At 44.2% G+C, this 13,144-nt stretch carries 8 protein-coding genes; 5 read left to right on the top strand and 3 right to left on the bottom strand.

The genetic code is table 11. From position 1 onward, the window contains the following. Positions 1 to 139: 139 nt before the first annotated feature. From D1814_RS00615 to seqA, 3 genes are all read right to left on the bottom strand, one after another. Positions 140 to 2,617, bottom strand: coding sequence for a glycogen/starch/alpha-glucan phosphorylase (locus tag D1814_RS00615; RefSeq protein WP_118489641.1), 2,478 nt, complete (start codon positions 2,615 to 2,617; stop codon positions 140 to 142). A 219-nt stretch (positions 2,618 to 2,836) separates the two neighbouring features. Then, positions 2,837 to 4,489, bottom strand: coding sequence for a phosphoglucomutase (alpha-D-glucose-1,6-bisphosphate-dependent) (gene pgm / locus D1814_RS00620; protein ID WP_118489642.1), 1,653 nt, complete (start codon positions 4,487 to 4,489; stop codon positions 2,837 to 2,839). Between the two features lie 47 nt (positions 4,490 to 4,536). Next, positions 4,537 to 5,346 carry a replication initiation negative regulator SeqA gene (gene seqA, locus D1814_RS00625; protein WP_118489643.1) on the bottom strand — a complete coding sequence of 270 codons (810 nt, stop codon included), beginning with the start codon at positions 5,344 to 5,346 and terminating at the stop codon, positions 4,537 to 4,539. A gap of 233 nt (positions 5,347 to 5,579) precedes the next feature. Between seqA and D1814_RS00630 the strand changes: the two genes are divergently transcribed. The 5 genes from D1814_RS00630 to D1814_RS00650 all read left to right on the top strand — a co-directional run bounded on the left by D1814_RS00630 (position 5,580) and on the right by D1814_RS00650 (position 13,126). Next, positions 5,580 to 6,527 (top strand): AAA family ATPase, encoded by a 948-nt coding sequence (locus D1814_RS00630; protein ID WP_118489644.1) that lies wholly within the window; start codon positions 5,580 to 5,582, stop codon positions 6,525 to 6,527. Between the two features lie 27 nt (positions 6,528 to 6,554). Continuing rightward, positions 6,555 to 7,721, top strand: coding sequence for a DUF58 domain-containing protein (locus D1814_RS00635; protein ID WP_232368947.1), 1,167 nt, complete (start codon positions 6,555 to 6,557; stop codon positions 7,719 to 7,721). Continuing rightward, positions 7,718 to 9,784 (top strand): transglutaminase family protein, encoded by a 2,067-nt coding sequence (locus tag D1814_RS00640; RefSeq protein WP_118489645.1) that lies wholly within the window; start codon positions 7,718 to 7,720, stop codon positions 9,782 to 9,784. The genes D1814_RS00635 and D1814_RS00640 overlap by 4 nt, the downstream gene beginning before the upstream one ends. Before the next feature lie 494 nt (positions 9,785 to 10,278). Continuing rightward, positions 10,279 to 11,127 carry a formate/nitrite transporter family protein gene (locus D1814_RS00645; RefSeq protein WP_025254794.1) on the top strand — a complete coding sequence of 283 codons (849 nt, stop codon included), beginning with the start codon at positions 10,279 to 10,281 and terminating at the stop codon, positions 11,125 to 11,127. A gap of 142 nt (positions 11,128 to 11,269) precedes the next feature. After that, positions 11,270 to 13,126 (top strand): protein kinase domain-containing protein, encoded by a 1,857-nt coding sequence (locus D1814_RS00650; protein WP_118489646.1) that lies wholly within the window; start codon positions 11,270 to 11,272, stop codon positions 13,124 to 13,126. Positions 13,127 to 13,144: the final 18 nt, after the last annotated feature.

Raw genomic sequence — 13,144 nt, forward strand, 5'->3', positions numbered from 1 at the left:
ATAAGATAACAAGCGAATGTTTCGAATAAGGCAATGCAGTAAGATATTGCTTGATATAACAATATAGACGCTTTTTAAAAGGTAATAAAAAAACCCGGCAATTTTAACACTGCCGGGTTCTTTCTATACGCTTCTGCGATTAGCTTTCAATCTTACACGGTGAAAGTTTCCAAACGCGCTCTACGTAGTCACGGATTGAGCGGTCTGAGGTAAATTTACCCATTTTCGCTGTATTAATAATCGCCATTTCTGCCCAGCGTTCTTTATCGCGATACGCGGCATCGACGGCAATCTGCGCGTCAGAATAGGCGCGGAAATCCGCTAGTACCATGTAGGGGTCGCCGTTATCTAGCAAGCTTTGCTTAATAGATACCAAAGCACCTGGTTTACCCGGAGTGAAATAATCGGTTTCTAACCAATCCAGCACAGCTTTAATTTCAGGATCTTTATAGTAGTAATCATGCGGGTTATAGCCGCTGGCTTTAAGTTCGTTTACTTCTTCTACAGTAAGACCAAAGATAAAGATGTTGTCATCGCCTACTTCTTCAGCGATTTCAACGTTCGCCCCATCGAGGGTACCAATAGTAACCGCACCATTTAGTGCAAGCTTCATATTACCTGTACCTGATGCTTCTTTACCTGCCGTACTGATTTGCTCAGATACGTCGGCCGCAGGAATCATTTTCTCAGCCAATGACACGCGGTAGTTTGGTAAAAATGCCACTTTGATCTTGTTATTTACGCGCGGGTCGTTATTGATCTTGTCAGCGACTTTATTAATCGCATAAATAATGTCCTTAGCAAGCTTGTAGCCCGGTGCTGCTTTTGCACCGAATACAAATACACGTGGGTGCATATCGTAATCAGGATTTTCAAGAATACGACGGTACAACGCCATAATATTTAGTAGTGCTAAGTGCTGACGCTTATACTCGTGCAAACGCTTAATTTGCACATCGAAAATAGCATTTACGTCTACTTCTATATCCAGTGACTTGCGAATCTCTTCTGCGAGCAACTCTTTGTTCTCAAGCTTCACTTTCATGAATTGCTTTTGGAACGTTTTGTTGCTTGCGAATTTTGCCAAGCCCTGAAGCTTGTCTAAATCCCGCGGCCAATCATCACCAATTTTCTTATCAATAAGCTTAGACAGCCCAGGGTTACACGCTTTTAACCAGCGACGTGGCGTAATACCGTTGGTCACGTTAGTAAGCTTACCCGGGTACAGTTCGTCAAATTCGGGGAAAAGCGATGATTTAACAAGGCGAGAGTGCATTTCTGCCACGCCGTTAACCGCAAACGAGCCAATTACCGAAAGGTGACCCATACGCACCATCTTCTCGTTACCTTCCTCGATGATTGAAAGCTTAGCTTTCATAGCATTGTCGCCAGGCCACTTCTTATCAACCTCTGCCATAAAGCGGTGGTTGATTTCATAAATGATTTCCAGGTGACGAGGAAGAATTTTCTCAATCATGCGCGCAGGCCACTTTTCTAGTGCCTCTGGCAGCAAGGTATGGTTAGTATAGGCGAATACTTTCGTACAAATACCCCACGCTTCATCCCAACCTAACTCTGCGCGATCCACAAGAATACGCATTAGTTCTGGTATTGAAATAGCTGGGTGTGTGTCGTTAAGCTGAATAACAACCTGATCTGCAAAACGACTCCAATCGTCACCGTGGGCGCGTTTGTAACGACGAATAATGTCTTTAAGCGAGCACGAGCAGAAGAAGTATTGCTGAATAAGGCGTAGCTCTTTACCCGCTTCGGTTTCATCGTTTGGATAAAGCACTTTTGAGATAGTTTCTGCCTGCACGTTTTCACGCTGTGCATCAACGTAACCACCTGCATTAAATACGTCCCAGTTGAAGTAATCAGACGCTTCAGACTGCCACAAACGCAGTACGTTTACAGTTTTACCTTCATAGCCTACAACCGGAATATCCCACGGTACACCTTTTACAATGGATCCAGGGTGCCACTCTTTAAGCACGCGACCATTTTCGCCATACTTAGTTTCTACATAACCATAAAGAGAAACTTCTTGTATAGATTCTGGGCGGCAAATTTCCCAAGGATTACCGTAATCACGCCAACTATCAGGCCGCTCGATTTGTGCACCGCTCTTAATTTCCTGTCGGAACAAACCGTGTTCGTAGTGAATACCATAACCAATAGCAGGCAATTCCATGGTAGCAAGAGAGTCAATAAAACACGCCGCTAATCGGCCAAGACCGCCGTTACCAAGGGCCATGTCTGGCTCTTCTTCAAGAATATCTGAAATCTCAACGCCTAGCTCTTTCAGAGCACCACCGGCAACGTCGAACAAGCCAAAATTTTGCAGGTTATTCGAAAGTAAACGGCCCATTAGGAATTCGGCCGAAAAGTAATGAACGGCGCGGGTGTCGTTCAAATAGTGACTCTTTTGCGTCTTGCGCAATCCTTCAAGTACTTGCTCTTGAATTGCTGCACAGGTTGCTTTCCACCAAGCGTGATTGTTTGCTTTATTTTCGTCGGTGCCGAGCGTGCAGTGTAAATGTTTGATAACGGCTGCTTTGAATGCAGCCTTATCGATCGCTGGAGAGGGTTGCGTTTTGGTCGCTTTTGCGTTCATTTTGCGTCTCACTCTTAAGTAGAAGTGGTGTTTACACACCGAAAACGTAATTTAATTACAGAATAACTTCAGAATATGACAGCAATATAGCAGTGCCTCGCACTAAATGTTGTAATTATTTTGTTAAAATTACAAGAAAGCCGCATGAATTCGTATGCAATCATGCGGCTTTTAACATTTTATTTACAGGTCGAGCATTAAAGCGCTTTATTTTTGAACTTATTTGATAATTTTGCCTACCAGTGCTTCAGCCTCGCCAATTAACTCTTGTAAGTGGCTTTCACCATTAAAGCTCTCTGCGTAAATTTTGTAGATTTGCTCTGTGCCAGAGGGGCGCGCTGCAAACCAGCCATTTTCTGTTGATACTTTGACGCCACCAATGGCTGCATTATTACCCGGCGCATGAGTTTGCACTGAAGTAATAGGCTCGCCTGCTAGTGTATCGCTGGTAACTACAGAGGCATCCATCGCCGAAAGTTTTTGCTTTTGCTCGAGAGTTGCCGCCACGTCAACACGACTGTATACCGGTGATGCAAACTTTTCCGTAAGCGCGTTGTAGTGCTCGCCGGGATCTTTGCCTGTAACGGCTAGAATTTCTGCTGCTAATAAACAAAGAATAAAGCCATCTTTATCTGTAGCCCAAGTGCTACCGTTACGTTCTAGAAAAATACCACCCGCACTTTCTTCACCAGCAAAACCAATAGTGCTGTTAGATAGCCCGTCTACGAACCACTTAAAGCCTACAGGCATTTCAGCCAGCGGCTTACCTAAGCTATTCGCTACGCGGTCAATCATGCTGCTAGATACTAGTGTCTTGCCGATATTCAAGTCACTTGGCCAGTCTGGACGGTGGGTATAAAGGTAATTTATTGCCACGGCCAAATAATGGTTAGGGTTCATAAGCCCTGCACTTTTGCACACGATACCATGGCGGTCGAAATCTGGGTCGTTGCCCCACGCTAAATCGAAATTGTCTTTAAGTTCGATTAACCCTGCCATGGCGTAAGCAGATGAACAATCCATGCGAAGCTTGCCGTCTTTGTCGCGGCGCATAAAGCCGAACTGAGGGTCGACAGCATCGTTAACCACCGTGATGTTTAACCCGTATTTCTCAGAAATACGCGACCAATATCCTACCCCAGCGCCACCTAGTGGGTCTGTGCCTAGTTTTAGGTTCGCTTGTGCAATCGCTTCCATATCGATGACATTTGCTAAGTCTTCGATATACGGTTCCATAAAGTCTTCTTCACGTACCAGTTTGCGCTCGGTAGCTTGGCGGATATCGATACGCTGGATATCTTTGTTGCCATCAGCAATTAGCGTGTTAGCGCGATCTTGAATTTGCTTAGTTACGTCACTATCTGCAGGACCGCCGTGTGGAGGGTTGTATTTAAAGCCTCCGTCTGATGGAGGATTGTGAGAAGGCGTAATGACGATCCCGTCCGCCTTGTCTGAATTACCAGCACGATTATAACGAATGATAGTGCGGGAAATAACAGGTGTTGGCGTGTAGCCCATGCTCTCGTTGTCTGCACGTTGCACCACAACATCTACACCATTGGCACATAAAACTTCTATGGCAGTAATCATGGCCGGCTCAGATAACGCGTGGGTATCTTTACCAACGAATAGCGGACCGTCGATACCTTCCTGCTTGCGGTATTCTACCAGAGCTTGGCAAATTGCACTGATATGAGTATCAGTAAAGGTAGCGTTTGACGCCGTACCTCGGTGGCCAGAAGTACCGAAGGATACCGCTTGGCCCGGGTCATTCATATCCGGTTTGTAGCTGTAATACTGGCTCACTAACTGTGGTACGTTAATGAGTTGTTCTTTTGCTGCATGCTCTCCAGCCTGCGGATGTAATGCCATGAAAAAAGTCCTTATTTAGAAGTTTCGTTGTTTTGTTGCTTGGCTTGCTATTTACCTTCTGAAGAGAAACGCGCAACGACGGTTTCAATTACATCAGGTTGATAACCTAGGTTACGCAAAACTTGTTCCAGCATGTTCGTTTTCTTAGCAGTGTTGTTATTTGTCACTACCCAGAATGGGCTATCTGGGATAGCTTTGGGATTAGTGCTGCTGCCATTTTCAAGTAACGCTTCCTTACTTGTCGCAAAGTAAGTACGGTTTTTACCCTTAATACTTTCAACACGCGCAAAATTTTCTGCATTAAGCTTGTGCGCTGCACTTAAAACAAACAAGAACTGATCAACCCGTTTAGTGAAGGTGCTTAATGCATCTTTTGACACGGCATCCAAAATGTCTCGCTTGGTGTGGGCTTCGTTTGAAAGTGATGTTTCAGTAGCTGCCGCTGGCTTTTTCACTGCTCTGGTGCCGGCGGATGCTTTTGCTGCAGCAGTTTTTGCAGGCGTGGCCTTTGCTGGCGCTTTCTTCGCAGCAGCTCTATTTACCAAGGCTTTATTCGCCGTTGACCTTACCGAAGCGTTAGACGCTTTTGTAGCAGTCTTGGCTAATGGTGCTTTAGGTTCCACTTCTGCTTCTACCGCCGAGTTTGGTTTACTTGTCGACTCTGTAACGTCCGCACTTTTTGATTCGCTTGTTTTTGCAGGCGTAGATGAAGCTACACTAGGCTCTGAGCCCTGCGATACAGCCCCGTCTTCAGGTAAAAGTAAACGTCTTAAAATTTGCGATGCACTCTCACCAATATGCTTAGTCTGGCTGGCGATGAAGGCATATAAATCGTCATCTATTTCAATGCTTTTCATAACTACTTCCTTTTTAAGAGGCACCATTATAGACAACACAGTTAAACTACGCAGCACTTAATAACAGATGTTTTTAGGAATCGTGAATATTAAACATTGAACAGACCTATTACATACCAACGTATAAATTTACAAAGGTATAAGAATAGAAAGCGATACTCTATCGTTGCTAGTATGGTTAAAGCTATCATCGTTAGTATGACTGAGTATTTTTAAATAAAAGTGACAAAACTATGCGCCAAGATATTATTCGTATTCAGCAAGCTCTTAGTCAAAAGATTATTGGTAAAGAGCACCAGCTGAAACTTGCCATTACGTGTTTACTGGCCAACGGTCACTTGTTAATTGAGGACTTACCAGGGATGGGTAAAACCACCCTTTCTCATGCCCTCTCACAAGTTTTCGGTCTTCACTATGCACGCATCCAATTTACGTCAGACCTGCTTCCTTCCGACATGTTGGGCGTAAACATTTTTCACAGCCATGAAAAAGATGAGCAAAAACGTTTCTCCTTTAAACACGGCCCCATTTTCAGTCAAGTAGTACTAGCCGACGAATTAAACAGAGCTAGTCCCAAAACCCAAAGTGCCCTATTAGAGGCAATGGAAGAGCGGCAAGTGAGTATTGATGGTGTTACCCACCCACTGCCCACGCCTTTTTTTGTGATTGCTACGCAAAACCCTAGTTATCAATCCGGCACCTACCCCTTACCAGAGTCACAGTTAGACCGTTTCTTTATGCGTATCTCTTTGGGCTATCCAGCTTGGGAAGCTGAAAAAGCGATGCTAATGCAGCAGGACGCGTCTACGCCTCTTAGCCAGATTCTAAGTGAAGCAAATTTAAACGGGATGCAAAGAGATGTGTCTACTATTCATACGAGCGATGCCATTCTACATTATATTTTGCGACTAGTGAGCGAGAGCAGAGAAAGCGGCGACTACCCTAACCCGCTTTCACCGAGAGCCAGCCGAGCGATACTTCAAGGTGCCAAAGCGTGGGCATACGTTTCTGGAAGAGATTACGTGACGCCTGAGGATGTGCAGGCTGTATTTGTAGCCATTACCGCACACCGGCTAACCCTGTCTTCCCACCAGGGGACTCACGGACAACATAACCAAACTTTTGATGGAGAGATACTGAGCCAAAAATTACTTAGTAGTATCGACCCATTAGCAGCGTAGTATCTATGGATTGTTGGAGTATTACACGTGCGTAAAGTGCCTGCCTCCTTATCAAATTACTTCAAACACCGACTATTGAAGTGGCTAGATAAGCGTGTTCCGGCTTCCCCCGAACATCACCTAAACTTGAACAGTATTTTTATACTACCAAGTGGGTTTGGCTGGTCGTTTATTATTTTGTCACTGTGCTTGTTTTTACTTGGGACCAACTATCAAAACAACTTAATGTTAATGCTTAGCTATTTGTGCTTAAGTATTATGCTGCTCACGTTATTTTACACTCATCAAAACTTTGCGCGGCTAGCCCTTAAAGCCCTTTCTCCTGACTCGTTTCACTGCAACCTGGACGGTGAAATTCAACTTCAGGTTATCTCCCATAGGAATACACCGACGAAAGCCTGCAACGGTGTATTATCGATAAAATGGCTTAATGTAGTACGCACAGGAGATACGCACACTCAAACGATAGGTGATGAAGATAAAGCTGCAAATTCACAGCAAAGCTTTAGCTTTGCATTAACTGGATATTCAGGTTCGCAAAAAGACCAAAAACAAACCCTCAAGGTTCCATTACACATACCAATGCGGGGACAATTTGCTTTAGGACGAATGACCATCTCTTGTGACTTTCCCCTTGGGCTTTATAAATGCTGGACTCACCTTGATTTTAACCAGCAAGTTATTGTGTATGCTAAGCCTCAGGAAGGCCCTATCACTATCGAAAAGATTGCAAATAAAAATGAATCAGAAAGTGTCAGCGAATTAAGCAACCTAACCAGTAGCGAAGACTTTTACGCATTGAAGGATTACGAAGTTGGACAGCCACTCAACCGAGTATCGTGGAAACATGTGGCTAAAAATGGGAACTGGGTTTCTAAGTCTTTTACTTCCCTGCAAAGCGACAGCTATATATTGTCAATGCCGTCGAATGTGGATATAGAAACCGCCGTTTCAGCACTTACTGATGCCGTCAAGGCATGGACATGCGAGGACCGTGTATTCGGATTACAGTACAGAGGGCTCCATATTGCACCTTACCACGGAGCTAAGCACGGTCATAAGTGTCTTAGCGCACTTGCGTGCTTAGCTCCAGCAGCCAATTCAAATCCTAATGCTTCGACGCTATCTCAAAACGTAAAGAGACCCGTTTCATTAGCCTCTAAACGAAAGAAAACGGTAAGGCCTTTAAAATGAATATCCTTACCCCTAGCCCGTTCTCACAATTAGCGGTTATTAAAAACATTTTCTACCAGTGCCAATCTCTAGCTGTTCTTCTACTTTGCGCAGCCTTTTCATCAATACTACTTACGCTTACCTCGCCTTTAATGATATGGGTATTGATGCTTGGCGGATGCGCTGTGGTTGTGCGAGTTGCAGGCCTTAGCACACTGCATAGCTTACCTACTTCACGTACTGTGAATTTGCTTGCTGTACTTGCCGTATTTGCTTTGTCTTGGTTCGGGTTCTCAGTAGGTCTTCTTGATAGCATGATCAATTTGTTGACGGTAGCGTGCGCCCTCAAAATCATGCTCGTTAAGAATAAGCGAGATTTTCACCTGCTCATATGTACCTGCTTATTCTTGATCGGCTGCGGCTTTATTTCGTCACTGAGCGTGTTTGCATGGATAGGCTATACGGCTATATTAGCATTACTGCTCGTCGCGACGGCCATTTATCATGGCGGTGGTGTGTCTATTGCGAAAAGCTTTAAGTTCGTAAGTGTACTCATTGCTCAAGCTTTTCCTATTGCGCTACTTTTATTCCTGTTATTGCCTCAGCTTCCTCCACTTTGGCAAATGCCCACGTCAAAATCAACGGAAACCGGGCTCTCCGATAAAGTGACACCTGGTGATATAGCCTCACTTGCGAGCTCGTCTAAACTCGCTTTCAGTGCCACCTTCGATAGCGCAGATGAGGTTCCAGATGCGCCTTTAAGATACTGGCGTGCAATAACACTAGAACATTTTAATGGAAAAACCTGGTCTATAAGTGATAAACGTAAACAAGCTGAGCAACAGTTAGCGCTTATGGGAAAGGCAGCGCCCCTGGCCATGTTGCCGGATAAAGAGTTATCTGCTGTAACTGACTATGAATTGATTGTAGAGCCTACTCAGCAAAGGTGGCTATTTGGTCTTGAGCCTTCATCGCCTAATAACCTTAAGAACAGTATTACTGTCAACACGCTATTTGATTATACTTTGCGTGCCAACACGCCCATCTCAAGCAAGAAAGCGTTTTATTTACGCTACTTTCCAAGCGCCCCCATTATTAATGGAATAGGAAACTTTGAAGCCCAACTAAATTTGCAAGTTTCAAAAAACGGCAACTCTAAAGCCAGAGCTTGGGGACAAGCATTGGCTAATCAACACAGCAATACGCATGAATTGGTCAATGCGATAATGCGCGAATTCAATCAAGCGGGGTTCCGCTATACCCTTTCCCCGAACGCTATGCCTGTTGATCCTATCGACAGCTTTTTGTTCGAGCAACGCGCTGGCTTTTGCGCTCATTATGCTGGTGCTATGGTCTATGTGCTTCGCGCAGCCGGCGTACCGGCAAGAATGGTAACCGGTTATCAAGGTGGAAGCTTACTTAACGATAATGTCCTTCAAGTAAGGCAGTACGATGCCCATGCCTGGGTAGAAGCCTTAATAGAAGGCAACTGGATACGATTCGACCCCACCAGTATGGTTGCTCCATCTCGCTTATCCTTTGGCCTTGAACAGGCATTAGAAGAATTAGGAGAATCCCGTCACACCACCATACTGAGCGAATTTGGTAATTCTGCTTTTTTTGCAACCTTGCAAGGCTGGTTTCAGCAACTCGACTATTCGTGGAGCAAGTGGGTGCTGGGCTTTGATAATGCAGCCCAAACAAACATGCTAGAGGAGCTATTAGGCGCGCTAACTCCGCAAAAAATGCAAGCGGTATTTTTATCCGCCTTCGGCCTTATCGGGCTTATATTAGCGCTATACTTTTTCCCTAAAAAACAAAAATCTCATTTGTCCCCCTCGTATTGCATATTGCTAAAAGCGATAAAGCTTATTGAAACCAAAACCGGAGTAGATAGAGAGAATAAAACGTTATCAGCCTATAGAAATGAAACCAGCGTTTTTTTGACCCCGCACGCAGCCAATTCGTTTAGACAACTGTGTGAGCAATTTGAACGAGAGCATTACGCAAAGAAAAATCGAAGTTCTGACCGACGAGGAATCATGAAGCAGCAATTAAAAACACTCAAACAGGCACTTAAATAAAAACGCAGAGCATAAACGCACCTGGGTCTGTGAAACTGGCAGCGGGATTGCACCTTAAACACTCATACTCCCACCTTTTTAGTGCAAGCGGCAGAACTTTCAATGAAGCCATTTTTTACTTCCAACTCAAAATTTTAGCTTAATGCTATGTTTTAAATGGATTTTTTAACACCATTGCTCATTTTTTATTTATTGGCACTTTTTTGGCAATTCTTCAGTTGCTTTAAAACCATAAATAGTAAAAGTTCTACGAAAGAGCTCCCTAGTATGACCGCTCTAGAGCTTAAGTGTACAAAAACGTGCACACACATAGCGTTTTAAAAAATTACATCAGATAGCTACTACAATGCAAAATTTTTGGACAAAGGCGTCCCCAGTTCTTTCTAACGAGAGTGCTGCGGACGCCTTTTTTTGATCTGCAAGAGTGCATGTAGATAGCTAACTTTTGAACCACAACTGGCAACTTATCAATAACGACAATGTGAGGTGAAACCATGGCTTATCTTCTCCCCGCTGAGTTTGCGACCAAAATGGTCGATGCAGGCGAAGCGAAAATATATATGTCTACACGAGATACTTTAATACGCGCTTACATGGCAGGTGCTATCTTGGCACTGGCTGCCGTTTTTGCAATTACCATAGCCGTTCAAACTGGAGTATTCCTTCTAGGAGCCGTGCTCTTTCCCGTAGGCTTTTGTATGCTTTACCTTATGGGCTTTGACCTTTTAACCGGTGTATTTGTATTAACGCCACTAGCGTGGCTTGCCCAGCGCCCAGGGGTTACGCCAAAACAGATATTGCGGAACTGGGGCTTAGTGTTCTTAGGTAACTTTGGCGGCGCATTAACCGTTGCCTTTATGATGTCGTTTATTTTTACCATGGGCTATAACGTAGATGGCGGCGCGATCGCGACTAAGGTTGCCAGTATTGGTGAAGCCCGTACATTAGGCTACGCAGAGCACGGTGCAGCTGGCTGGTTCACTATTTTTATCCGCGGCATGCTATGTAACTGGATGGTATCGCTAGGCGTAGTGGGAGCGATGATCTCAACCCACGTAAGCGGTAAAGTGTTGGCTATGTGGATGCCTATCATGCTGTTCTTCTTCATGGGCTTTGAACACTCTGTGGTAAATATGTTCCTTTTCCCATTTGGTCTTATCATGGGCGGTGATTTCTCTGTAATGGATTATTTCATTTGGAATGAAATTCCAACAGCACTGGGGAACTTAGTAGGCGGCTTAGCATTTACTGGCCTTACGCTTTATACCACCCACGTGAAGACATTGCCAAAGCGTACAATCCCTGTTGATAAAGCTGCGGCATCTCAAACGCTACCTATCTAAACAAGATATTTAGCTCAAACTACGTAACCAAACCGCCGTCACGACAATAACCCTTATGTTAAGTCGTGATGGCAACCCTCTTCCATTTCTAAATTAAGTCGTTAAGCCAATGACCATATAGCTAGGTAACAAGCAATTGAATATGAATGAGCAAGCAGCGCTACAAACCTCGACCTACTCGCTACCTTGCACACTTTCTGTAAGTGCGTTCTCAACATCTGGCGTTAAAGAGATAAACCAAGATGCTTACGCCTATCATTTATCTTCTAACGAGCTAAATCAAAATAGTATTTTTGTGGTTGCTGACGGTGTCAGCAGTAGCACGGTAAGCCAAGTCGCTAGCGATTTTGCTACTCGCCAATTTACTACGCTGTTTAACATAGCGCCCGAACAATGGACGGTTAAAACCCGCGCCGAAACTATTATTAAAGAAATTAATGCACTGCTTTATACTCGAACGCAGAAAAGCGCGTTTTGCTACACCCCGGAAAAAGGCTATGTTTGTACCCTCTCAGTAGCAATCGTAACCGGCAATCACCTAGACGTGTTTCACGTTGGAGATAGTCAAATCGAGGTTATGACTGACGATGCTAAAGACCCAATATTACTAACTCGCCCTCACCGACAAGTATCAGATAGTGAACCGTCACAGACTTATCTTGCCAATGCGTTGGGCGTGAAAGCAAGTATCGAAATTGACCATACATCGTTAACTTTAACCTCACCAAGTACCATTGCGATAAGTACCGATGGCGTTTATGAATTCGTAGCGCTACCGAGCATACTCAATAAAATTAATAATGCACCTACGCTATCTGAAAATCAGGCAGCATTAGTTGTTCACGAGGCGTTTAACAATGGAAGCGCTGATAACCTCACCCTTCTGCTTATAAAGGTAGAGTTTAGACATAACGGTGAACAAACCGTGCTCTCAGCTGTTGAGGATACAGATAGCAATAGTTATCGGGTATCTAATACTGTCGGTCATTACAATAGTAAATTACCATCAAAGTCTATCGACGAGTTAGCTTTTGCCGAACTAAAGATAGGTGATGAAATAGATGGATTTAAACTAGAACGTCAGCTTTATACTTCTGCGCGAAGCCATGTGTTTATCGCTATGCAAAGCCCTTCGCCCGTTGCAAGCACAAATAACACTGTGGTTGTTAAAACACCTGCCACTGACTTTTCTCAATCACCTGAAATGCTAAACGGCTTTCTATTAGAGAATTGGTTTTTAAGGCGGGTCAACTCGCCCCACATTGTAAAAAGCCCTACTTTTACAGATTTGGGTTGTCAAAACACACCCACAGCCTTTTATAGCGTAAGTAGCTATGTGCAAGGACAAACATTAACGCAATGGTCTATCGATAACCCTACGCCCTCATTAGAGCAAATTAGAAATATCATTGAACAGGTCGGTAAAGGGTTACAAGCGATGCATCGCCAGGGGATGCTTCACCGAGATATACGCCCCGACAATATAATTATCAGCGAACAGGGTCACTGTACCCTTATTGATCTTGGTTCAGCAGCCTTAAAAGATGCACCCAGTCTTTATAGCGATGCGCCTATTCCTGGCGCCGCGCTCTTTGCTGCACCAGAATACTTTTTAGGAAATGTAGGCACCGAGCGCTCTGATTTATTTTCCTTAGCCTTACTCACTTACTACCTTTTATGCGGTCGTTACCCCTACCATTCCAAGCTTGCCCACTGTCACACTTTTGCTGAACAGAAAAAGCTAAAATACGAGACGGCGTTAGATCCTAAAAGACCAATACCCACTTGGGTTGATAGTGCGCTTAAGCGTGCTTTACACATAAATCCCGACAAACGCTACTCTTCGCTTTCAGAGTTCATTCATTCGCTGCGCTACCCAAATCCTTCTGAGCACACAACTTATCAGCCCTTAGTAAAACGCCATCCACTTTTTGTCTACAAAGCACTAATACTGGCCCTTATTGTCAGCAATCTAATAACGCTCATTTTATTTAACTAACCCATTGAGGAAATACTA

It is taken from the genome of Alteromonas sp. BL110 (genome assembly GCF_003443615.1).
Taxonomy (GTDB): Bacteria; Pseudomonadota; Gammaproteobacteria; order Enterobacterales; family Alteromonadaceae; genus Alteromonas.